21 protein-coding genes and 1 tRNA gene are annotated in these 25318 nt (G+C 33.8%); 14 read left to right on the top strand and 8 right to left on the bottom strand.

The features are described 5' to 3' along the window. Positions 1-67: 67 nt before the first annotated feature. The 4 genes from ABD077_RS06555 to ABD077_RS06540 form a co-directional block, all read right to left on the bottom strand. The gene (locus ABD077_RS06555) at positions 68-862 is read right to left on the bottom strand and encodes a MotA/TolQ/ExbB proton channel family protein (protein WP_299603695.1); all 795 of its coding nucleotides are present in this window, start codon (positions 860-862) and stop codon (positions 68-70) included. Between the two features lie 82 nt (positions 863-944). After that, positions 945-1032, bottom strand: a tRNA-Ser gene (locus ABD077_RS06550). A gap of 66 nt (positions 1033-1098) precedes the next feature. Further along, positions 1099-2133, bottom strand: a complete 1035-nt coding sequence (locus tag ABD077_RS06545; RefSeq protein WP_343911553.1) for an asparaginase — start codon at positions 2131-2133, stop codon at positions 1099-1101. Between the two features lie 58 nt (positions 2134-2191). Continuing rightward, positions 2192-2980: a TatD family hydrolase gene (locus ABD077_RS06540; protein WP_343911552.1), complete on the bottom strand. Its 789-nt coding sequence runs from the start codon at positions 2978-2980 to the stop codon at positions 2192-2194. A gap of 248 nt (positions 2981-3228) precedes the next feature. On the opposite strand from ABD077_RS06540, the gene ABD077_RS06535 reads away from it, so the two are divergent. Beyond that, positions 3229-3405, top strand: a complete 177-nt coding sequence (locus ABD077_RS06535; protein WP_343911551.1) for a hypothetical protein — start codon at positions 3229-3231, stop codon at positions 3403-3405. 60 nt (positions 3406-3465) lie between these two features. On the opposite strand, the gene ABD077_RS06530 is transcribed toward ABD077_RS06535, so the two are convergent. From ABD077_RS06530 to ABD077_RS06520, 3 genes are all read right to left on the bottom strand, one after another. Continuing rightward, the gene (locus tag ABD077_RS06530; RefSeq protein ID WP_343911550.1) at positions 3466-3753 is read right to left on the bottom strand and encodes a hypothetical protein; all 288 of its coding nucleotides are present in this window, start codon (positions 3751-3753) and stop codon (positions 3466-3468) included. Positions 3754-3880: 127 nt separating this feature from the next. Beyond that, positions 3881-4621, bottom strand: coding sequence for a tetratricopeptide repeat protein (locus ABD077_RS06525; RefSeq protein WP_343911549.1), 741 nt, complete (start codon positions 4619-4621; stop codon positions 3881-3883). Next, positions 4618-5205, bottom strand: a complete 588-nt coding sequence (locus ABD077_RS06520) for an RNA polymerase sigma factor (RefSeq protein WP_343911548.1) — start codon at positions 5203-5205, stop codon at positions 4618-4620. The genes ABD077_RS06525 and ABD077_RS06520 overlap by 4 nt, the downstream gene beginning before the upstream one ends. A gap of 132 nt (positions 5206-5337) precedes the next feature. Between ABD077_RS06520 and ABD077_RS06515 the strand changes: the two genes are divergently transcribed. From ABD077_RS06515 to ABD077_RS06485, 7 genes are all read left to right on the top strand, one after another. Beyond that, positions 5338-6381, top strand: a complete 1044-nt coding sequence (locus ABD077_RS06515) for a hypothetical protein (RefSeq protein ID WP_343911547.1) — start codon at positions 5338-5340, stop codon at positions 6379-6381. A gap of 158 nt (positions 6382-6539) precedes the next feature. Then, positions 6540-8534 carry a PKD domain-containing protein gene (locus ABD077_RS06510; RefSeq protein ID WP_343911546.1) on the top strand — a complete coding sequence of 665 codons (1995 nt, stop codon included), beginning with the start codon at positions 6540-6542 and terminating at the stop codon, positions 8532-8534. Further along, positions 8515-11112: a CHAT domain-containing protein gene (locus tag ABD077_RS06505; protein WP_343911545.1), complete on the top strand. Its 2598-nt coding sequence runs from the start codon at positions 8515-8517 to the stop codon at positions 11110-11112. The genes ABD077_RS06510 and ABD077_RS06505 overlap by 20 nt, the downstream gene beginning before the upstream one ends. Further along, positions 11109-11546, top strand: coding sequence for a retropepsin-like aspartic protease (locus ABD077_RS06500; protein WP_343911544.1), 438 nt, complete (start codon positions 11109-11111; stop codon positions 11544-11546). Before ABD077_RS06505 ends, ABD077_RS06500 begins: the two co-directional genes overlap by 4 nt. 269 nt (positions 11547-11815) lie before the next feature. After that, positions 11816-12778 (top strand): methionyl-tRNA formyltransferase, encoded by a 963-nt coding sequence (locus ABD077_RS06495; RefSeq protein ID WP_343911543.1) that lies wholly within the window; start codon positions 11816-11818, stop codon positions 12776-12778. 35 nt (positions 12779-12813) lie between these two features. Further along, positions 12814-13416, top strand: coding sequence for a phage tail protein (locus ABD077_RS06490; protein WP_299894818.1), 603 nt, complete (start codon positions 12814-12816; stop codon positions 13414-13416). A 77-nt stretch (positions 13417-13493) separates the two neighbouring features. Beyond that, positions 13494-16451 (top strand): T9SS type A sorting domain-containing protein, encoded by a 2958-nt coding sequence (locus tag ABD077_RS06485; RefSeq protein ID WP_343911542.1) that lies wholly within the window; start codon positions 13494-13496, stop codon positions 16449-16451. Positions 16452-16709: 258 nt separating this feature from the next. On the opposite strand, the gene ABD077_RS06480 is transcribed toward ABD077_RS06485, so the two are convergent. Then, entirely contained in the window at positions 16710-17963 is a 1254-nt protein-coding gene (locus ABD077_RS06480; protein WP_343911541.1) for an ABC transporter permease, read from the bottom strand. Positions 17964-18102: 139 nt separating this feature from the next. Between ABD077_RS06480 and purH the strand changes: the two genes are divergently transcribed. From purH to rodA, 6 genes are all read left to right on the top strand, one after another. Then, positions 18103-19635, top strand: coding sequence for a bifunctional phosphoribosylaminoimidazolecarboxamide formyltransferase/IMP cyclohydrolase (gene purH, locus ABD077_RS06475; RefSeq protein ID WP_343911540.1), 1533 nt, complete (start codon positions 18103-18105; stop codon positions 19633-19635). Between the two features lie 43 nt (positions 19636-19678). Next, positions 19679-20707 carry a rod shape-determining protein gene (locus ABD077_RS06470; protein ID WP_027393894.1) on the top strand — a complete coding sequence of 343 codons (1029 nt, stop codon included), beginning with the start codon at positions 19679-19681 and terminating at the stop codon, positions 20705-20707. A gap of 141 nt (positions 20708-20848) precedes the next feature. Beyond that, positions 20849-21676, top strand: coding sequence for a rod shape-determining protein MreC (gene mreC, locus ABD077_RS06465; protein WP_343911539.1), 828 nt, complete (start codon positions 20849-20851; stop codon positions 21674-21676). Then, positions 21669-22175: a rod shape-determining protein MreD gene (locus tag ABD077_RS06460; protein ID WP_299894806.1), complete on the top strand. Its 507-nt coding sequence runs from the start codon at positions 21669-21671 to the stop codon at positions 22173-22175. Before mreC ends, ABD077_RS06460 begins: the two co-directional genes overlap by 8 nt. Next, positions 22172-24040: a penicillin-binding protein 2 gene (gene mrdA, locus ABD077_RS06455; RefSeq protein WP_343911538.1), complete on the top strand. Its 1869-nt coding sequence runs from the start codon at positions 22172-22174 to the stop codon at positions 24038-24040. The genes ABD077_RS06460 and mrdA overlap by 4 nt, the downstream gene beginning before the upstream one ends. After that, positions 24040-25293, top strand: coding sequence for a rod shape-determining protein RodA (gene rodA / locus ABD077_RS06450; protein WP_343911537.1), 1254 nt, complete (start codon positions 24040-24042; stop codon positions 25291-25293). Before mrdA ends, rodA begins: the two co-directional genes overlap by 1 nt. The last annotated feature ends 25 nt before the right edge of the window (positions 25294-25318 follow it).

The raw sequence follows: 25318 nt of genomic DNA, 5'->3' as shown, positions 1-25318 counted from the left end.
AACAACTCTATTTTTAAATAATAAATGTTTTAATTCTTCTGACTACGAAAGTCTTTTAAAACTTTTATTACTTCTTGTTTTTGTAAGCTACCAACATATCGATTAAAGTAATCGATGCATCTTCCATATCATTTACAATACTATCGATCTTAGCGATAATGTAGTTATAGAATACCTGAAGGATAATTGCAACAATAAGTCCAAATACTGTAGTAAGAAGTGCTACTTTAATACCTCCTGCTACTAATGACGGCTGCATGTCTCCTGCTGCTTCAATCTTATCGAATGCATCAATCATACCAATTACCGTACCCATGAACCCAAGCATTGGTGCAAGAGCGATAAATAATGATACCCAAGAAACATTCTTTTCTAATTGTCCCATTTGAACACCACCATAAGCAACAACTGCCTTTTCTGCAGCGTCTATACTCTCATCAGCTCTGTCAAGACCTTGATAATAGATAGATGCAACTGGTCCTTTTGTATTTCTACAAACTTCCTTAGCTGCTTCTACTCCACCACTATTTAAAGCATCCTCTACATTTTGCTGTAGTTTCTTGCTATTAGTAGTAGATAAATTCAAAAAGATAATTCTCTCAATTGCGATCGCAAGACCTAAAATCAAACATAAAAGAACGATTCCCATAAAGCTAGGACCTCCTTCTATAAAACGTTTTTTAAGATTTTGGTGAAAGGATTCTGGTTCTTCAGCAGCAGCTTCTTCTGCTTGAATAGTTGTTGTTATTGGAGCAATTAATAATTGCACGTTTGTCGTTAACTGGGCTGGAGCAGTAGCTGCTTGTATATTTCCGAAAGCCATTACTGTTGCGATTGCCAGAATAGAAAATAGTCTTTTCATTGCGCTGATTCTTAATTTTAATTAGTTAAAGGGTTAAAGATAAAAAAATATTATAATATCCATTATAATTTTAATAATAATGCAGAGAGGAAGGGATTCGAACCCTCGATACGCTTTTGACGTATACACACTTTCCAGGCGTGCGCCTTCGACCACTCGGCCACCTCTCTATGATTGTTTGCCCAAAATGGTTGAGCAAATAACAAAAAAAATGTTAACTACTAAAATTTGAGGCGTTAATTTTCTGACATTTCGCCGCGCAGAGAGGTTTCATAAATGGTTTTGAGCACTTTAAGCGGTAATTTTTCTCCCAACAAATACATCAATTTTGCCAAAGCTGCCTCTGTGGTTATATCTTTTCCTGATATTACACCCACTTTTTTCAGCGCAACACTAGTATCATATTTACCCATTTCTACACTTCCACCAGCACACTGCGTAACATTTACCACCGGAATTCCTTTTTTAATTAGGTCTGAAATAAGCTTCAAAAACCATGTTTTTGTAGTAGTATTACCAGATCCATAAGTTTCCAGAATAATCCCTTTTATAGTTTCAGAGGCAAATATACTCTTAAGAATAGCCTCATTAATACCGGGAAACATTTTTATCAACACTATATTATTATCAAAATGAGTATGATAAACCATTTTCTTTCTACGATTTACTTCTCGCAAAAAAGAAGTATGCACCTTTAAATGCACACCAGACTCTACTAAAGCGGGATAATTGAGTGATTGGAAAGCCTCAAAATGTTCAGCATTTATTTTGGTAGTCCTATTTGCTCGTAGTAACTTATATTCAAAATACAATCCTACTTCTGTAACAACTGGCTTGCCTTTATTCTGCAAAGCAGCAATCTGAACTGCTGTAATCAAATTTTCCTTAGCATCTGTTCTTAAATCTCCAATTGGCAATTGAGATCCTGTAAAAATGATAGGTTTTCCTAAATTTTCAAACATAAAACTAATAGCAGAAGCTGTATAAGACATCGTATCACTTCCATGCAACACCACAAAACCATCATAGGAGCTATAATGGTCATTAATTATATCTCCTAATTCTCTCCATCGATCCACATCCATATCTGAAGAATCAATTGGTTCTTTAAAACTTACTGTTTCGATATTACAATCCAATTGTCTTAATTCGGGAATTCTTAATAAAAGTTCATCAAAGTTAAAAGCTACCAATGCACCCGTTTCAAAATTCTTAACCATTCCAATGGTTCCACCCGTATAAATCAACAATATATTAGGAGAGTTCTTCATTGCTTACCTATATTTATAAGACATCACAAATGAACAAAATTTAAATTAAAAACATATTCTAGATTCCGAATATATCTTTTGAATTTTGTGTGGTGATTTTCGCAATCTCTTCTGTTGATTTATTATAGATTTCAGATAGTTTATCTGCTACATTAATAAGATAAGAACTCTCATTCCGTTTTCCTCTATAAGGTGTAGGCGCTAAATAAGGAGCATCTGTTTCTAAAACGATATGTTCTAACGAAAATTCATGTAAGAACTTATCAATTTTTCCGTTTTTGAAAGTAACTACACCTCCAATACCAAGTTTCATGTTACAATCAATAGCTTTATGTGCATGTTCGATTGTACCCGTAAAACAATGAAAAATTCCAAATAAATCTGGCCCCTTTTCCGATTCTAATACTTCAAAAACTTCATCAAAAGCTTCTCTACAGTGAATCACAATGGGTAGCTTATATTTTTTAGCTAACTGTATTTGATTTCTAAACGCTTCCCGTTGTTCTGTAAGAAAAGTTTTATCCCAATATAAATCTATACCTATTTCTCCTACAGCGTAAAACTTTAAATCATTATCTCGATCTAATCGTTTACCTAGTTCCTCCTCTACGTGCAGCAATTCATCTTTATAATTCTCTTTTACATGTGTAGGATGTAAACCCATCATAAGGAATACATTTTCTGGGTACTTCTCTTCTATCGCGTACATCGACTTTGTATACTCAGAGTCAATCGCTGGAACAAAGAATCTTTTTACTCCAGCCTCCATAGCCCTTTGCATCATCTCCTCTTGATCTTCATCAAAGGACTCACTATATATGTGTGTATGTGTATCTGTAAGTATCATGCGGCAAAAGTAATTAAATTTAATTTCCGCTGGAATAAAAAACTATCTACTAAAAAAATCAAAATCGAATCTTTTTTAACCTTATTCATCGATTTAACAAAGTTATAGTAACATTTTCATGTTTTAGAGAAGGTACTTAATATGTAGTATGATTACAGCAAAATCCAAAAAGTGCAGACTTTTTCTACATAGAGCATGACGAAAATCCAATGAACAAAAGAGTAGACTTAAAACAAAATTATTCTAAAATGAAAAACTTATTAAATCTAAAAGGAGCAAAAGTCCTTAACAGAAAACAACAAACAATGATTAATGGTGGGTTTGGCCAATCTTGTTCAACAAACAGAGATTGCTCCAACCTTGGTTGTGGTTTTGTTTGTACATCTTTTGATGTATGCTTTAAACCAAACAGCAATAACTGTTAATAATAAAAAGGGAGCGGTTATTAAAAAAAACAATCGCTCCTAATTTTTAAAATTAGTTATTTAATTTACACTTATAATTCTTCTTAAGGGTATAATAGTGGATTGTTTTAGAATAACAGCCTTTTCTGTTACTCCCCATATGGTAGTTTCTACTTTTTTCGCTCCTTGATCATCCGCAAAAATTATTTTTACTTTTTCATGTTCTAAGTTTCCTAAGCGCATAGCTCTTTCTACATTGATTGATCTACAATATTTATCTTTTTTATCACGAAGCACTTCTTGATTAGGAAAACGCAAAAATTTAATATCTTCTTTCTCAACAGCTGGTACTGATCTATATCCATTCATGACTCACAATTATTAAAACATTCTGTCATTTAGTGGTGATAGCGCATTAATAATTACACAAAAACTTAATTTTTATTGCATTATTAGCAACTAATTAACAATTCAAAGCGAACAATTCTGAATTATTTTACAATTCCTCAAGTAATTCTTGAGCTGTTTGATAATCTTCTGCTTCTTTGGGGATTAATTCCAATAGCACTTTACACTTATCTGTATTTTTTTGTTTTAATTGATTCAGAGCCTCAAACCAGATAGCTCTATATTTATATATTGATGTTCCGTTTTGTAATGTTGTAAAAACTTCTGACGCCTTCTCAAACTCATCCAATTCCACCAAAGATATTCCGTAGTAAAATAGATACTCTGAGTTCGACTTATCCTCTTCTAATAATTGATTAAGAAACACCTCAGCTTCTTTATAATTATTGGAATTAAAAGCCTCTTCTGCTTTTTTACCTATTTCATTTGCATCAGCTCTCTCACTTATTGACAACTCAGGTATCGAAACAAAATCACTATATACCGGTGTAGTACTTTTGGTAAAGGTATAAACCCCAAGAAGAACTAACACACTGGCAGCTACTGCATATCCCCAAGAAGGCATCTTAATTACCTTAGATTTTGTTTTTTGAGTTTCTTTAGTAAAGAATGAATCTGATATATCTTTTAGGTTATTAGCAACTTCTGCTTTCTCAGTATCCAAACCAAGGTTAGATGACAAATATGAATTCCATTCTTTATAGGTTTTAAATTCTTTCGCTATCGTCTGATCATCTTCAATTATCTGGGATAACAACCGGTCCTCCTCTATAGAGATTTCATTACTAATTTTTCGTTCAAAAAGCTCGTATTTTTCTTCTGGGGTCATAACAAGTTTTTTATTTGATTATACTTTGGAGAGCTCTGAACCATTTTGGTCAACTGACCAATACACAAAGATTTCTTTTTACGAACATATCCATAAGATTTTCCCAACTTTGAAGCAACATCTTCCATTGACTTTATGGTAAATGTAGCCTTCAATAATTCTTTACAAGCCTTTCCTAGTTGTTCGAAAATCTCTGAAAACAGTTCATTCCTAGCTTCAAAAATCATGGTTTCATTTGCGTATTGTTCACTCTCGTCACCTATAGATACGATCTCTTCATTAATTGTTACCTTTTGTTTGTTATTCTTTTTTAATTCATTCAACCATTTTCTTTTACACAACAAAAAAAAGTAGGCATCGAAAGGGCATGCGAGCTCCAATTTCTTTTCTTTGGCCTGAGCATAAATTGTCATCAATGTTTCCTGAATAATATCTCGAGCCTTAGATTCATCCCCACTATTCTTTTTAATATACCCAACTACTTTAGGAGCAAATTTTTCGTAGATCTCTTTCAATACTAGCGTATCATTCTTCAAAAGAGCTTCGATATATTTTTGATCTGCGTGCACCTTGTTATTTCCCATAAAAAAGATTGGTCTATGCAACTAATTTAAAAAAGTTTTTAAAAAAAGGGTAACAAAAAACAAGAGGTATTGATATGAAGATGTAAACAACAAGTGTAATAATTAAAAAAGCACCATTAAAATTAGAAAAAAATGAAAAACAATAGTAGAACAATTGCATTGTCTAATAATAGTAAGCATGCAAACCGAAAGACGATACAAATTTTATTTTTAGGTTTCGTAATACTGCTATTAGCAAGCTGCAGCAAAAATGATGATAATGACATTATCTTAGCTAGTCCTACTTTAGGAGGACTAGAATTAGAAACAGAGATTACAGAAAATCGAGAAGAAGCGCTACAAACCTTTACACTAAATGGTGGTGGAACTGGAGAAATCTATGGATTAGAAGGTACGATCCTTTATTTTCCTCCAAATAGTATCGTAGATGATAGCGGAAGTCCCGTTACCGGAACCGTTACTATTGAATTGATTGAAATTTACGATAAAGCAAAAATGCTACTTACTAAAATGCCTACCAACGGAAAACGCCCTAATGGTGATATAGAAACATTGGTTTCTGGTGGAGAATTTTATGTAAACGCAACTCAAAACGGAGAACAACTGCAACTTGCCAACGATTTTATGCTTTTTGCTCCAGCAGATGAATTTAATGATGATATGCGATTATTTAATGGGCAGGATAATGATTGTGATGGAGATGAAATGCAATGTGATATTGTATGGGAAGAAGAGGAACAAGGAGGTTTGGAGCCCATGCAAAGAGAAGGACCTAATGGACAAGGTGTAAGTGGTTATGGAGGTTTTATAAGCAATTTTGGATGGACAAACATCGACCGTTGGTATAATGACCCAAGACCTAAAACTATATTACAAGTAGATGTTCCAGAAGGTTTCGATAATACCAACTGCAATGTATACGTATCCTATGATGGAGAACCAACTGCATTAGCGTTACTAGACATCTACGATCCAGAAACAGAACTGTTTTCTGAACATTATGGATTAATCCCAATAGGATTAGAAGTACACATCATCTTTGTATCCGTTCAGAACGATGAATACGTATATGCGATTCAGGAAACAACCATCGAAGAAGATCACTTAGAAACAATTGAAACAACAAGCACTACTACCGAAACGGGATTAGTAGCTCTAATAAACGATCTCCCGTAAATAAATCTCACACTGGAATATGCGAATTAGGTAATGGGGGTTACAGCAAATTTCAGAAAAAATTCCGGAGGTTTACCTTCCGGAATTTTTATTGACTAATTATAGTCATATATCGCATATAACTTTTTGTTTATCTTTATTAACACTAACAAAAGAACATGAACAGATTTTCGGCTTTATTACTTCTGATACTATTACCCTATTTCTGTCCAGGACAAATCGCATTATATGATACGATTCCTAGAATCGCTCCAATATCATATGAAATTGAAGGCAATCAGGTTAGATATGGTGCAACAATGCCTCCACTTAATCAAATAGCTGGCGCACCAAAAGCCTTCTATTCCTATTATTGGGAATTTGGTGATGGTAATTATAGTTTTAAAGAAAATCCAACCAATTCCTTTAAAAAAAAGGGTTCTTACGAAGTAAAGCTATGGGCTACTAATAATTACGACAATGGAAAACCTCCAACCAGTAGACCCAAATCAGTGACTATTACTGATGATACTGATCAAACCGATGAGGCTTCTATAAATAACAACACTACATCTTTCTTAGAAGATGAAGATCTTATTTTAAGAAGAAACAGAGAACCAATTCCTAATCAGGAAATGGTATTTATCACGAGTTATAAAAACAATAATAATTATGTGTCTAGTGGAAAAATGTACCTGTTTTACAATGACAGACAGTTCAAAAATGGTAATTTTATTATTGAAGATACTCGACTACATCATGGTGAACGTATCATTCCGTTAGACGCTATTTCTATGAACCTTGAATCGAATAATGACCACACTTTATTAGCATCTAATAGTAATTACTCATCCTCTCAGAAAACTCTTTTTGTACAGGATACCACAAAACGCAAAAACCTTCCACTTACGTTAGAAGAATCAAAAGCACTCTATAGAAATTATCAGATTATTGAGTTTGACAACATGAAACCCGGTGAAGAACGCAATATTTTCAGAACGTTAAAAACCACTCCAGAAATGATTAAGGACACAAGTGCGATTGTAACGTTAAGAAGTGTTTATGTTCCGGATAGCAATTTTGACGATCATACGGTAAAGGATACCGAAATGGAAATTGTTACTTCTCACGACCCTAATAAAATGTCATCTAATGGCTGGTTAATGAATTATCGCCTAGTACGGTTTAAAAGATTAAAATTTAAAGTACGCTTTCAGAATAATGGCGAAGGACCTGCGAATACCATAAGATTAGAGGTAGACACGCCTGAAATGTTTGACAAATCCACATTACAAATTGACAATATGTACCCAGAATGTCCAATTTGTCCAAAGGAACGAGAGGTAAATTACAGTTGCTTAGATACTATTTTAAAAAAGGACAAAATTATATTTAAGTTTAACAGAATCTACCTTCCAGGAAGTGAGCAAAAGAATGTTTCTGAAATCGACTCCACCAAAGGTTTTGTAAAATATTCTATGAAATTTGGCAAAAACTTTCATAAAAAAAAGACAAAAAGTAGAACTGCCATTTATTTTGACAAGAATGAACCCATTATTACGAATTATGCGACCACTCGTTTTATGCCTGGAATTTCTATTGGAGCAAAAGTAGGATATATTACAGTGCCAGAATTAGATAATCAAAGTGAATATTTTGTTGGAGCAACTTTATCTCCTTTTAAATCTTATAGAGGATATTATCAGGCAGAATTGATGTTCTCCACTTCCTCTTATGACGAAACAAGAAATTTTGAAACAAGAACTACCGATCCTACAGGTAATGTAAACTTAATCCGTTTTTCTGAGGTTAATCAATTTACCAATATTTCTGTGTATGCAGTACCGGCATCCTATCGTTATAATTTCTCCAATTTCTTTGCTATGGAAGCTGGCGTGCAATTAAAATTAGATGTAACAAAAACAAATGATCAGGAAACTACTGGTCAAGGTTTTACCGTCTTCGAAAACGTTAATCAAATAATCCCTAATCCCGATTTAGATTCTTTTAATACTACTGAAATTGATGACAGCTTTACCAATTTACAAACAGGTGTTTTTATAGGAATGAACCTTGGAACCGTGAGAATTGGTCCAAGCGTAGGTGTTAGATATGTGTACAACCTTAACGAACCAAATTCTCAAATTCAATTGTATGGGATTTGGAAGTTTTAAAAAGACAGTTTTCATACTGCTACTCATTTTTGGGAGATCAGTCAATTATGCACAAGACATCTCAAAAACTTCAGAGTTTCTATACAATCAATTAGATAATTTCCTGGAAAAACCTTCGAACCAAAACTTAGAACAACTTAGAAACATCACTTCCTCCAAAGAGTCGAAACTATCTTCTGAAGAAGACCTTCTTGCCTGGGTGATTGTACAAAGTAATTTAGGATATTACTACAATAGATATGATGATATCTCTTCAGGAATAATACATTATGAAAAAGCTTGGAAAACCTTCAATACAAACAACCTAAAGGATTATGATATTATTGAAAACTGTTTGCAACCGCTAGGAAATTTATATCTAAAAATCGGTGACCTAAAAAAAGCAGAAAGTACCATTACAAATTATTTATTCATTGCTGAACAAAATGGAAACACCTCAAAAATAATTTCAGCCATTACAAATTTATCCATTAACTACAATAATCAAAGTGAATATGACAAAGCACTAGAGATTCTACACAAAGCAGAAAAGATACAGCCTAACAATCCAAATATTCTCACCAATTTAGCCACAAATTATTTGGATAAAGGAGCAATCACAAAAGCTGAAAAACTTACAAAAAGAGTACTTTCTATTGACCCTAAACAAGTAAACGCATATAAAATTCTAGCTTTTATTGCACTAGAAAACAATAATGCAACGGCTGCAAAGCAACATTTATCAACTGCAAAAAGACTCTTATTAGACCAATCCAATGTATCTGCCAGAGATATTGCAAAGTGGCAATTAGCCTATACAGACATCCTCATTTCAAAAAAAGAATACAAAGAAGCATTAGCATCCTTAAAAGAAATCCATTCTCTTTTACTACCCAGATATGACTCCGAAGTCGCTATCCCTAAAAAACAAACACTTGTTGCTGATCAAATTTTGTTAAAAGCATTAGATATTCAAGCATATACCTATGAGCAATTAAATGAGCCTGTTTTAGCAATAAAATCGTTAGAAACAGCTTTTATAGTAAACTCTAAATTAAATATTGCATATCCGCTACAAAGCACCAAGATTATGCAACATGGTCAGAACAGAAATCGAACTGAAAACTACATTGAGCTGTTATACGCGTTATACCAAAAAACCAATGAAATTAAGTATATACAAAAGGCATTCAATGCTTCAGAAAATTCTAAGGCTCCTTTTGTAAATGAAGCCTTAGTATCCAAAAGACTTTTATCTAAATACCAAAATGATTCTTTGATCAAAAAGAACAAACAATTTCATATTCAATTAGCTTTTTACGAAACCAATATTCTAAAGGAAAAACTTAAAAAAGATCAGGCAAATATTTCTCAAATCCAAAATTGGACTGAGCAGCATTCAAATATCTCTATACAACTGAAAGAACTATCAAAAACACTACAGGAAAAATATCCTGATCTAATTCCTGATCAACAAACTATTTCCGTTCCTCAACTTCATCAAAAACTAAAAGAAGACAAGCTATTGTTAGTTTCTTATTTTTTCGGAAAAAATAACATTTATCAGTTTACAGGTAATAGCAAAACACTCAGCATTCTCAAAATTGAAAAGAATACAATTTTGAAAAATAGTATTCGAGAATATATTCGATATTTCGAGGAGGCTTCAAATATCACTAATGATGTGAATGGCTTTTCCAAAGCTAGTTTTAATTTATATAAAAGTTTAAAAATCCCAAATTCTGAAAAGTTACTAATCATACCAGACGGACTTCTAAATTTCGTTCCTTTTGAAGCTTTATTGAAAGAAGAAACCGCTGCTTTCAATTTTGAGAACATGCCTTTCTTAGTAAAGTCCTCTATCATTACTTATGAAAATTCTATCAATAAATATCTTACAACTATAAATAGCAAACATTCCAAGAAAAATGTTTTAGGCATATTTCCCATTTTCCAAAAAACCAACTTAGAACTACCTTTTTCTATAGAAGAAAAAAAACATATTGAAGAACATTTCGATGGTACTTTTTTGAAAAACGAAGACGCTACTTATGCTAATTTTATAGATCAATTAAAAGATCATAAAATTTTACACCTATCAACTCATGCAGCATCAGGAAGTTTTGCAAGACCTGCATCCATACAATTTACAGATCAAAACATACTAGTGAACCAATTATACGGTTTACAACTAGATGCTGATTTGGTTGTATTAAGCGCTTGCGAAACGGGCATAGGCGCTGTAGCAAAAGGCGAAGGACCACTGAGTATTGCAAGAGGATTTCAATATGCGGGAGTACCAAACGCACTGTTCTCTTTATGGAAGGTTAATGACAAAACCACCTCGCAACTAATGCATTATTTCTATAAAAACCTAAAAGATCAGCATTCTAAAACGCATAGTTTGTATACTGCAAAACTTGAGTATTTGACCTCTAAAAAAATTACCAACGCACAAAAATCTCCATACTATTGGGCTTCCTTTGTATACTATGGTTCTTATGAACATCCTGTAGCAAAAAGTCATTGGATAATTATTAGCATTCTATTTTTTATAATTATAGTACTTTTGCTACTGATCAGACGAAAATTAAAATGACCACACTTCGCCAATTTTTACTCAAAAAAGAGTATCACCGGATTAAACTTGACTATACAAAAACCAACCATTTCGAAATAAAAGCACTTTTGAATGGCGTAGAAGGAAATTTTATTGTTGATACGGGAGCTTCTAATTCTTGTGTAGGCTTTGATGCTGTGGAAAAGTTTAACCTTTTTACCCAAGAAAGTGATGTTAAGGCTGCTGGTGCTGGTGCTACAGATATGCATACCCAACTCTCCAAAAAGAACAGCTTACAATTGGGCAAGTGGTCCAGAAAAAACATTTCATTAATTCTTTTTGACTTAACCCATGTTAACACAGCACTAACGGCACATGATGCTACACCCGTAGATGGAATTATCGGAGCCGATGTGTTAAAAAAAGGGAAAGCAGTTATTGACTATGAAAAAAAATGTCTCTATTTAAAGTAGAAGATCACTATCTTTCTTCAACTTTTCTGAAGCGAATCTAGACATAAAATCATTCCATTAATACTATCTTTATTAGAAGCAGTTTACAAAAATTATATTCTTAAGTTTTTAGAAATTCACTCTTCTATTTGTATAAATCAGGTATTTCTACGTATTGACTCCTTGTGATCCCCTGATTAGATTTGATTCTTGGTGATTTTGGAACACACTTCAATGATTAAAATCCCCAGAATTCATTGGAATATGGCAGCTTATAAAAACAAAAGATCATGAAAACGGTACTAATCGGAAGCTTTCCTATATGCCTTACTGTATATAAATTCTTAACAGAAAAAGAATACCTTAATGCTGTTTGTTTTCAAAAATCACTAGTACTAAATCCTAAAAAAGATTTCTGGTTAACTTCTATTCAAAAAGAAGGTTATAACACTTTCGTTGTAGACCAAAAAAATATAAAGAATACATTCTTACAATGGTTATATGATATTGAACCAGATTTAGTATTGGTTTGTGGTTTTTCTATCAAAATTCCTAAAGAAGCCTTACCTATTCCTAAGTTTGGATTTCTAAATATTCATTTCGGCAAACTACCCGTAAACAGGGGAGCAGATCCGGTTTTTTGGTCTATCAAAAAAGGACAAAAACAAACAACAATAACAGTTCATCAAATAGATGAAGACTGGGATACAGGTGAAATTTTATTAGAACAATCCGTTGCTCTGATACCCGGAGAAACCTTAGGTATGGTCAATTCTAAAATGAGTAATATGCTGGAAAACATCACAAAACTAGCAATTGAACTCATTACAGATCCGAAAAACTTAAAGCCTCAATCAGAAACGAATATATGTTACCAAAAAAAACCAACAGATAAAGACATTACCATTGACTGGGAAAACCAGACTGCAGATGAAATCGAGCAACTCATCAATGCTTGCAATCCAAAATATGGAGGAGCTATAAGTTATTACCAAGGGAGTATTATTAAAATCTTAGAAGTATCACCAGTAGATTATCATATTCCGCTATTAGGAAAAACTCCGGGAGAAATTATACATGCTCATCCCCAAGAAGGACTATTTGTTTGTTGCAAATATGGAAAAGTTCTTCGTATCAATATGATCAGTTCTGACGCGGGGATCTTATCAGGTTCAAAATATGTACATCTTGGCGTACGCAAAGGACATTGTTTTACAACATCATTAAAAACAACACAACAGATTATTCTTTAAAATCAATCATTAATAACAACTAATAAAAACAACATATGGAGGGAACTATAGGAGAAATCAGAATGTTTGCAGGTAATTTTGCACCAAGATCCTGGGCATTTTGTGAAGGACAATTATTACCTGTAGCTCAAAACACAGCTTTATTTTCAATTATAGGAATCACTTATGGTGGTGATGGAAGAACTACTTTTGCTTTACCAGATCTTAGAGGACGTGTTCCTATTGGACCAGGAAGCGGACCTGGATTATCTACTTATCGAGAAGGCCAAAAGACCGGTGTAGAAACTACAACACTAACCAGTCGCAATTTACCACCACACCATCATATGGTAACCGTTGACGGAACTACTAATGTACTAAATGCTGCCGTATCTATCCCAACAATAAATGATGAAGCTACACTAGATGAATCAGATGGAAACGTATTAGCAGTTGCTTCCTCCAATAATTCCGTAACTACCAATATTTATGGTCCTAGCAACGCTATCGATAGCAACTTAGCTCCTTTCAGGGCATCAGTTACGGGAAATATAAACACACAAAATACAGGAGCAGGACAGTCTTTTAATAATTTACAACCTTCTCTTGCTACCTATTTCATAATTTGTTTACAAGGTATTTATCCGAGTAGAAGTTAAAAACTTTATTACCATATGTAAATTTAAATTCACTAAATTAAGAGGGTTATAATACGCTAACTTTTAAAATATTAACCATGAAATCAAAACTACGCGCGCGCATATTGTCCCTTTTTATTTTTAGTAGTATAAGCGCATTTTCCCAATTCTCTTTAGGTGATATTGCTTTCTCAGCTTACAACTCGGATAATTCCCTTACTCCAGAAGACAGTTTTACAATAATCTTATTAAGAGATGTCTCTTCTGGAGAATCTTTGGGTTTTACAGAAAACGGATGGTTAGCAACCGGAGGATTTAGATCAGGAGAAAATAGTTTTACACTAACTTTTGGCAGTAATTATGGAACAGGAACTCAGATTGTTATTTCACGTAGTCCATTTCAGGCATTAGATCAAGATGGAAGTTCTGCAGGCACTCTATCCGGATCTGGACTTAGTCTTGCAGTTGGTGGAGATCAAATATTTGCGTATGACCCTGCGAATGTTCCTTCTATTGGAGATGAAACCGGCTTCGTTGCGGCTATTCAAATGAATGGAGGTTGGGATACAGATGCATCTTCAACTACTACATCTGCACAACCGTCTGTTTTTACTGATGGAACAAACTCTATTTCTATATCCCCAGAAGTAGATAATGCAAGATTGACTGCCGCAAATTGTTCCAATTTCACAGATGTTGCTACTTTAAGAACTTTATTAAATACAAGTTCTAATTGGGAAACTGACAATGATAATCCATATACCCAATCTCCTCCACTTTGTGATTTCACATCGCTTTCATCCTGCTCTGATCCTGACACACCGACAATAGTTGCTTCACCTACAACGGTTTGTAATGGTAGCACAACAACATTAAATATCACTGGAAGTTTAAACGATGCTACTCAATGGGTAGTTTATACTGGTTCTTGCGGAGGAACACAAGTTGGTACAACAGCTACCTCTTCTATTGTAGTGACTCCTACAGCACCATCAACAACTTACTTTATTAGAGGAGAAGGTGGTTGTGTAACACCAGGATCTTGTGGCTCTGTTTCCGTTACAGTGAATAATCTTGATGATGCATCCTTTAATTATAGTTCAAGTACTTATTGTGTAGATGATGCGGATCCTACTCCAACAATTACAGGAGTATCAGGTGGAGCATTCTCCTCTACTGCTGGTTTAAGTATCAACACCTCTACAGGGCAAATTGATGTTTCAGCATCTACTCCTAATACATATACGGTAACTTATACTACAGCAGGAACTTGTCCGAACTCGTCAAATGCTTCTGTTACTATCAATGCACTGGATGATCCGTCTTTTAATTATAGTTCAAGTGCTTATTGTGTAGATGATACGGATCCTATTCCAACAATTACTGGACTTACGGGTGGAACATTCTCTTCCACAGCTGGTTTAAGTATCAATACTGCTACTGGACAAATCGATGTTTCGGCTTCTACACCCAATACATATACGGTAACTTATACCACCGCAGGAACTTGTCCGAACTCATCGAATACTTCTGTAACTATCAACGCGCTGGATGATCCGTCTTTTAATTATAATGCAAGTGCTTATTGTGTAGATGATGCGGATCCTATTCCAACAATTACTGGACTTACGGGTGGAACATTCTCCTCTAATACTGGTTTAAGTATCAATACTGCTACCGGACAAATTGATGTGTCTGCCTCAACTCCAAATACATATACGGTAACTTATACCACTAATGGAACTTGTCCGAACTCATCGAATGTGTCGGTAACTATCAATGCGCTGGATGATCCTTCTTTTAATTATAGTACAAACGCTTATTGTGTAGATGATTCCGATCCTACTCCAACAATTACTGGACTTACGGGTGGAACATTCTCTTCTACTGCTGGATTGAGTATCAATACCACTACTGGACAAATCGATGTATCAGCATCTACTCCGAATACATATACGGTAACTTATACCACCGTAGGAACTTGTCCGAACTCATCGAATGTATCGGTGACCATCAATACACTGGATGATCCGTCTTTTAATTATAGTACAAGCACTTATTGTGTAGATGATGCGGATCCTACTCCAACAATTACTGGAGTAACTGGTGGAACATTCTCTTCTACCGCTGGTTTAAGTATCAATACTACTACTGGACAGATTGATGTATCTACTTCAACTCCTAACACATACACAGTTACTTATACAACCACAGGAACTTGTCCGAACTCATCGAATACTTCTGTAACTATCAATGCATTGGATGATGCAACCTTTAGCTACACTGCTTCTTCTTATCTAACTACTGATGCTGACCCTACTCCAACAATTACCGGTGTAACCGGAGGTAGCTTTGCCTCTACAACAGGGTTAACTCTAAACAGTTCTACAGGAGAAATTGATTTATCTGCTTCAACTCCTAATACATATACGGTAACTTATACCACTGTAGGAACTTGCCCGAACTCATCTGATATAAGCGTAACTATTATTGACCCAGCACCAACAGTTAGCATTACATCAACTGAAAGTCCTGGCCCTACAGGAGCCAACCCTATTCCTATTACAGTTACTTTTAGTGAATCTGTTACAGGATTTGATATTAACGATGTAACTATAGGAAATGGAAATGCCACTAATTTTACTGGATCTGGAGATACCTACACTTTTGATATTACTCCTATTGCAAATGGTACAGTTACAGCTGATATAGCTGCAGATGTTGCTACGGATGGAGCCGGTAATGGAAACATAATAGCTTCTCAATTTACTATTATGTTTGACAATCTATTAAGCATTGAAGATGAGATACTTGAAAGAGAGCTAAACATTTACCCAGTACCCTCTAAAAATGTTATTTATATACCAAGAGTAACTAATGTAGCCTTAAAAAATATAGAAATTTTTGATGTTAGAGGTAAAATAATTATTTCTCAACAACTAAATAAAAATGATATTATAAATACTATAGATATCACATCCATACCTTCTGGTTTATATTTAATAACTATATATTCCGAAACTGGTTCCACTACTAAGCGAATAATTAAAGAATAGTTTTCTAATAAAACCTCATTAAATATAAAGGTCGAGAATAATCTCGACCTTTTATTTTCATAATCAAGTATTTTTACCTATTTCCATCGCCATGAATTCACTATATCTTTGTCTATATAATGACAAATGTAGTAACCCCAAATACAAAGAAAGACAAGAAGATGATGAAAGTAATTCCAATTGCAGTATTAATACTTATATTAATTGCTTTAGGTATGAATATCTACCTACTATTTCGATTCATGTAATGAGTAAATATTACATTCCGGTTCTTATAGCTTCCACAGGATCTAATCTTGCAGCCATCCATGCTGGAAAAATTCCTGCTATCAACCCTATCAGTGTGGACCAAAACATACCCCAAAACATATTAGAGGATGAAAGTACAAACTCAAAATCACCTGTAAACTGAGAAGCTCCTTTTGAAATCAACCAAACTAACACCAATCCTATTAATCCTCCAAAAATTGCAAGAATAACGGCTTCAAATAAAAATTGAAGTAATATAAACTTTCTCTTTGCTCCTAGTGCTTTCTGAATACCTATCAGATTAGTTCGCTCTTTTACACTTACAAACATGATGTTTGCAATTCCAAAACCTCCAACCAACAAAGAGAACATACCAATAAAACCTCCTATTTGTGACATGGTTCCTGTTATATTATCAATAAAATCAGTAAAACCTTGCAATTGATTTACAAAAAAATCATCTATATCGCTTGGTTTTAAACCTCTATATGAACGCATTTTTTGTTTTAAGGTAGACACAAATTCTGGGATATCAATTCCCGATTCTGGTTTCATGATAATCATAGGAAATGTAAACTTATTATTATCTCCATAGATTCTTCTTACTAAGTTAACAGGAAGTATAGCCGCTGTATCCTTAGAATCTCCAAAAAGACCACTTCCTTCTTTTTTCAGAACACCGATAACTGTGAATTTTCTTCCATATACACGGATTTTCTTTCCTATGGGATCACTATCACCAAATAAACTTTTTGCAATTTCATCCCCTATTACTACCACTGGTGCTCCACCTACAGACTCTTGCTCATTAAAAAATCTTCCTTTTACCAATTGTAAATCTTCGATATCGTAATAGTCATTAGTAACTGGCGCCATACTTACATTACTAATACTTTTATCATTATATTTCAAAGTTTCTTGCCCAACATTCAACAAAAAACTTACTGCTTTCAAATCGGGCATACTTCTTTTGATAAGCTGATATTCTTCAAAGGTAACATCAGGAAATTGTTCTCTTTTCCAATCAGGAACATCTGTTGGACCAAAAGAAATTCTCGTAAGATAAATTGTACTATTATCCAAGGAACTAATACTTCCTTTAATTTCTTTTTCTAAAGAATCCACGGCCGCTAACACACCAATAATAGAGAATATACCAATAGTAACTCCCAATAACGAAAGAAATGTTCTTAACTTATTGTTTTTCAATGCATTAATAGCAAAATTAAAACTTTCCTTAAGTACTCTTAAATAGATAAGCATGCGCTAATTTTTGAACAATATAAAGATAGGACGTTTTCTTAATAATTTTGTTACAAAATATCTAAAACAATTACTAACAATGGGTTGTCTAATTGGCAACTAAATTGCTACTTTTGCGTTTTATCAACTAAACATTGTTATGAACACAACAAAAACGGCTAAATCTGCTTTAATTTCTGTATTTAGTAAAGAAGGATTAGCACCAATCGTTAAAAAATTAGATGAACTTGGAATTAGTATTTATTCCACTGGTGGAACTGAAAAATTTATAAAAGAACAAGGAGTAGATGTAATTCCTGTGGAAGATGTTACTTCTTACCCTTCAATTCTTGGTGGAAGAGTTAAAACATTACACCCCAAAGTTTTTGGAGGTATACTAAACCGTCAGAATAATGATAGTGATGTAGCTGAACTTGAGCAATATGAAATTCCACAGATCGATATCGTAATAGTTGATTTATACCCTTTTGAAAAAACAGTTGCTTCTGGAGCATCACAACAAGATATTATTGAAAAAATTGATATAGGAGGTATTTCTTTGATTAGAGCTGCTGCTAAAAACTTTGCTGATGTTACTTGCGTAGCTTCTGTGGAAGATTATGCAGAATTCTTAGAAATCATTTCTGAAGGAAATGGAAGTATCTCTTTAGAAGATCGCAAACGATTTGCAGCAAAAGCGTTTAATGTTTCTTCCCATTATGATAGTGCAATTTTTAATTATTTTAATAACGATCATGAGATCGCTTCTTTAAAAATTAGCGAAACTAAAGGTAAAACACTTCGCTATGGAGAAAACCCTCATCAAAAAGGATTTTTCTTTGGAGATTTCGATGCAATGTTTGATAAATTGCATGGAAAAGAATTATCATACAATAATTTATTAGATGTAGATGCTGCGGTTAACCTAATGAATGAATTTAAAGGAGAAGACCCAACATTTGCAATCCTTAAACACAATAACGCTTGTGGTTTAGCACAACGTTCGAAAATACATCAAGCTTATGTAGATGCATTAGCTGGTGATCCGGTTTCAGCTTTTGGAGGGATATTAATAAGTAATTCAGAAATAGATGTTCCAACAGCTGAAGAAATTCACAAACTATTTTGCGAAGTGGTAATTGCTCCTTCTTACAGTGATGAAGCTATTGAAATATTAAAAGGAAAGAAAAATAGAATTATTTTAATTCAAAAAGACATAGAGCTTCCACAAACTCAGGTACGCTCTTGTTTAAACGGAGCTTTAGTACAGGATAAAGATTTAAAAACCGATGCTCAGGAAGATTTAAATACGGTTACCAAAGTAGCTCCTACCGATGAACAAATAGAAGATCTCTTATTTGCTTCAAAGATATGTAAGCACACAAAATCTAATACAATTGTTTTCACTAAAGGCAAACAACTTTTAGCTAGTGGAACAGGACAAACTTCTCGTGTAGATGCATTGAAACAATCTGTAGAAAAAGCAAATTCATTTAATTTTGATCTTAATGGCGCTGTAATGGCTAGTGATGCCTTTTTCCCATTTCCTGACTGTGTAGAGCTTGCAGACAAAGCAGGAATCAAGGCAGTTATACAACCAGGAGGTTCTATAAAAGACCAATTAAGTATTGATTACTGCGATGAAAACGGAATTGCTATGGTAATGACCGGAACACGTCATTTTAAACATTAATTTTAGTACATTTACTCAACTCTAACCCTTTTTACTGTTTTATATGGGATTTTTCGACTTCTTTACTGAAGAAATTGCTATAGATTTAGGTACCGCAAATACCTTAGTTATTCATAACGACAAAGTGGTGGTAGATAGTCCATCCATTGTTGCCAGAGATATCATGTCTGGAAAAATAATCGCCGCTGGAAAAGAAGCCGCGATGATGCAAGGAAAAACACATGAAAACATAAAAACGATAAGACCTCTAAAAGACGGAGTGATCGCAGATTTTGATGCTAGTGAAAAGATGATAAGCATGTTTATTAAAGATATTCCTGCTTTGAAGAAAAAAATCTTCACTCCTGCTCTTAGAATGGTTATCTGTATTCCATCTGGTATTACCGAAGTAGAAATGCGAGCAGTAAAAGAAAGTGCTGAACGTGTAAATGGTAAAGAAGTCTATCTAATCCACGAACCAATGGCAGCTGCCATTGGTATTGGTGTGGATATCATGCAACCTAAAGGAAATATGATTGTAGATATAGGTGGTGGTACTACTGAAATTGCGGTTATTGCATTAGGTGGAATTGTTTGTGACAAATCAGTAAAAATTGCAGGTGATGTATTTACCAACGATATCATCTACTATATGCGAACTCAACATAACTTATATGTCGGAGAACGCACTGCAGAAAAAATAAAAATCCAAATTGGAGCAGCTACAGAAGATTTAGAATTACCTCCAGAGGAAATGAACGTTCAAGGACGTGATCTTCTTACCGGAAAACCAAAACAAGTTCAAATTTCATTTCGTGAAATAGCAAAAGCGTTGGACAAATCAATTCTTAGAATTGAAGATGCTGTAATGGAAACATTATCGCAAACTCCTCCAGAGCTTGCTGCGGATATTTATAACACAGGAATTTATCTTGCTGGTGGAGGTTCTATGCTAAGAGGCTTAGACAAAAGATTATCTCAAAAAACCGATTTGCCTGTTTATATTGCCGAAGACCCGCTTAGAGCAGTGGTAAGAGGAACAGGTATTACCCTAAAAAATATCAATCGTTACAAAAGTGTATTGATTAAATAATATTTTTTAGAAAAAACAAATTAGAATATACCTAAAAAGTAATTTTTACGTTATTCTGCTTTGATCATTCATACTTGTTTTCATAACGTGGTATGAGCGATTGTTATTACTATAGATAAAATTTTAGTATCTCGATAACATATGCAGCAAATTATTAATTTTTTAATACGGAATAAGAACTTCTTATTATTCCTGCTGTTATTATTTATATCTCTTGTTCTTACCATTCAATCGCATAGTTATCACAAAAGCAAGTTCATAAGTTCCACGAATTTTCTATCTGGTGGAGTTTATGGATGGAGATACTCTATAAGTAATTATTTTGGGCTAAAAAGCGAAAACGAACGACTATTAGAAGAAAATAAACTATTACGTAATCAATTAAGTTTTTTCACTACAGATACCATTCAGACTAATTACACCGACACTACTTCCTTTGATAAACCGTATCATTTTATAAAAGGAAATGTTTATAAAAATGACTACAGTAAAATTGATAATTACATCCTTATTAATAAAGGTGAAAAAGATGGGATTGAACCAGATATGGGAGTCATTACCGATAAAGGAATTATAGGAATCGTAGAAAACACTTCTACCAATTATAGTAGAGTTATTTCTATACTAAATAGTAATTCTAGAATTAACGCTGGTCTAAAAAAATCTAATCAATATGGATCATTAGTATGGAATGGTAAAGATCCAAATATTGTGCAATTAGAAACCGTACCAAGACAAGCAGTACTAAAAAAAGGGGACACTATTATTACGAACGGTCGTTCAACCATATTCCCACGTGGAATTGGTATCGGAACGATCCTCAATTATGAATTAGACAAAAACCAAAGTTATTTTCTAATAGATGTCCTGCTATTTAATGACATGACGGACATTGGTTTTGTTTATGCTATAAAAAGTAATGATACCGCCGAAGTGAGATTGTTAGAAAACCCTAAAACTAATGAATAATAATATTCCATTATATATAGGTAGATTTATAAGCTTGGTATTTGTTCAGGTTTTCATTCTTAATCATATTAACTTTTGGGGATACCTCAACCCTTACATTTACATTATTTTCATATTACTTTCTCCAATTAACATTAATAAAAGTTTGTTTCTTGTGTTAAGTTTCATTCTAGGAATAACTATTGATTTATTTGGAGATTCTGGAGGTGTACACGCTACCGCTTGCATATCGATAGCATATTTAAGACCTGTTATTCTTAGATCTGTTTTTGGACTAAGCTATGAATTTCAGACCGTGAAGTTAAGCAAGGTGAATTTTGGACAGCGTTTAGCGTATGTTACCCTAATGGTTTTTATACATCATATTATACTTTTTACATTAGAAATATTTAACTTTTCTCATATACTATTAATTGCAAAAAAAACGTTATTTTCTAGTTTATTCTCAATCATTGTAATTATGCTTGTTTTGGTATTGTTTAGAAGAAAAGATTCATGAGAAAACTATTACTTTATTTAATAATCATTACCACCGGTGTTGTTTTTATCGGAAGGTTATTTTATTTGCAAATTTATAATACCTCGTTTGCAGCCTTATCAGAAGATAATGCCATAAAAGTACTCTATGACTACCCTCAAAGAGGTGCTATCTACGACAGAAACGGCAAACTTTTGGTTACCAATCAACCATCTTATGATGTAATGGTAATTCCAAGAGAGCTAAAACCATTTGACACCTTAGAATTTTGTTCCATACTGAAAATCACTAAAGAAAAGCTCAACAAACAATTAAAAAAAGCTAGAATATATTCGCCTCGAGTTCCCTCTGTTGTTATTCCACAGCTAACTAAAGACGAATATGCTTACCTACAAGAAAAAATGCGAAAGTTTGATGGTTTTTATATTCAAAAACGTTCTCTTAGAGATTATCATACAGAAAATGCAGCCAATGTTTTGGGATATATAGCCGAGGTAAATGATGGATTAATTAAAAAAGATCCTTATTATCTTTCTGGTGATCTTATTGGAATGCAAGGTGTAGAAAAACAATACGAAAATGAATTAAGAGGAATAAAAGGAATCAAGAGAATTCAAAAAGATCGTTTTAATAGAGATATTGGTCCATATAAAAATGGTAAATACGATACACTTCCAGTTAATGGAAAAGATTTAACCATTACTATAGATGAAGAACTTCAAGCGTATGGTCAAAAATTAATGGTAAATAAACGTGGTGGAATTGTAGCTCTAGATCCTTCAACTGGAGAAATCTTAACCTTAATTACGGCACCAAATTATAAACCAGAATTATTGGTAGGTCGAAAAAGATCCCCCAACTACACTAGATTACATTATGATTCTATTTCGAGACCTTTGTTTGATCGAGGTGTAAAAGGAGAATACCCTCCAGGATCTCCATTTAAAGCAATTACTGCATTAATTGCTTTGCAAGAAGGTGTTGTAGACCAAAGAGAAAGCTTCTTTTGCAGTCATGGCTTTAGATATGGAAAAAAAGCTAAACTTGGTTGCCATGCACACGCGAGTCCACTAAGTATGATACCAGGAATTGCACAATCTTGCAACGCGTATTTTGCCAATGTATACCTTAGAAGTATTAATAAATTTGATACTCCACAAGAAGGTATCGACAATTGGGAAAAACACGTAAAAAGCTTTGGACTAGGTAATTATCTGGGCAATGATTTGTCTAGTGGTAGTAAAGGACTTGTTCCTAATTCCAATTACTACAATAGAAAATATAATTATCCAAAATATAAGTGGTATTCTACCGCTACCATATCTAATGCGATTGGACAAGGAGAAATTTCGGCAACACCGATACAGCTCGCTAATATGACCGCAGCAATTGCTAACAGAGGATATTTTTACACACCTCATATCATAAAAGCTGTTGATGGTCAGCCTATAGCTATAGAAAACTTTACCAAACCAAAATACACTACTATAGACAAAGAACATTTCGAACCTGTTATAGAAGGAATGCATCAAGTTTATGTTCAGGGTACTGCTAAAGCACTTCAAGTAAACGATATAGAAATTTGTGGTAAAACTGGTACTGCAGAAAATTACACAGTAGTTAATGGAGAGCGCATGCAACTTACAGATCACTCCGTATTTGTAGCGTTTGCTCCAAAAGACAACCCTAAAATCGCTCTTACAGTATTTATAGAAAACGGATACTGGGGATCACGATATGCGGGTAAGATAGCTAGTTTAATGATAGAAAAATATATTAAAGGAACCATTTCCAGAACAGATTTAGAAGATTGGGTCTTAACTCACAGCCTTGAAGAAGAATATGCAAAGCCTTATAGTGGTGAACCTTTCAAAATTAACCAATAATGAGTAAATCAACTGTCGGTACCATAGATTGGTTAACCGTATTATTATTTTTGTTATTAGTGGGTTTTGGATGGCTTAATATATACTCAGCATCTTATGGAGATGAACAGTTTTCTATCACAGATCTTTCGAAACCTTATATCAAACAACTGTACTGGATTGCCCTTAGCATTGTAATTATTGTAATAACCCAGGCTATTGAAACAAAATTTTACGAACGTTTCGCTGGTTTAATATATGTCATCTCATTAGTATCCCTCCTAGGATTATTTTTATTCGGTAAGAATGTAAATGGAGCTACTTCTTGGTATTCATTCGGACCTGTAGGATTGCAACCTTCAGAATTTGCAAAGGCCGCCACTGCCTTAGCGATTGCTAAGTTCCTAAGTGATATGCAAACCAATATTAACCGAATAAATCACCAATTAAGAGCATTTCTAATTATTGCTTTACCGGCTTTATTTATAATTCCTCAACCTGATCCAGGAAGTGCATTAGTATACGCTGCTTTTTTCTTTCCGTTATATCGGGAAGGTTTAGCCGCTATGTATCTAATTATTGGAGCCTCTGCAGCCGCACTATTCATATTAACTCTATTATTTTCACCGTTGTGGGTCGTTCTAGGAATTGCTTTAGCGATGACACTTTTATTGATTAAAAATAGAAAGCAAAAACCAAAGTACTCTAGATATCTATTAGCGATCATAGTGATCACTGGGTTCTGCTTTTCTGTCAACTATATTTTTAATAATGTTTTTGAACAAAGACATAGAGATCGTTTCAATATTGTTTTAGGGAAGGAAGTAGATTCTAGAGGTATTGGCTATAACACGAATCAGAGCCAAATTGCAATTGGAAGTGGAGGGTGGATCGGAAAAGGCTGGAAAGAGGGAACTCAAACTAAAGGTGGTTTTGTTCCGGAACAGCATACAGATTATATATTCAGTACAGTGGGAGAAGAATGGGGCTTTCTTGGAGCTACAACAGTGGTTATTTTATTTGTAGGCCTATTGATAAGACTCTTATACCTTGCAGAAAGACAGAAAACACAATTCAGTAGAGTTTACGGATATAGTGTTGTCGGGATTCTATTTATACATTTTGTTATTAATGTAGGTATGGTAACCGGACTACTTCCTACTGTGGGAATTCCATTGCCCTTTTTTAGCTATGGAGGTTCTGGCTTATGGGGGTTTACATTATTACTTTTTATTTTTATCAAACTTGATGCAAATAGGGTTAACGAATGGTAATATTTTCCATTGAAATATAGAAGTT

The sequence above is a fragment of the Aquimarina litoralis genome, assembly GCF_039523995.1.
Taxonomy (GTDB): domain Bacteria; phylum Bacteroidota; class Bacteroidia; order Flavobacteriales; family Flavobacteriaceae; genus Aquimarina; species Aquimarina litoralis.
This window is presented reverse-complemented; position numbering and strand designations above follow the sequence as displayed.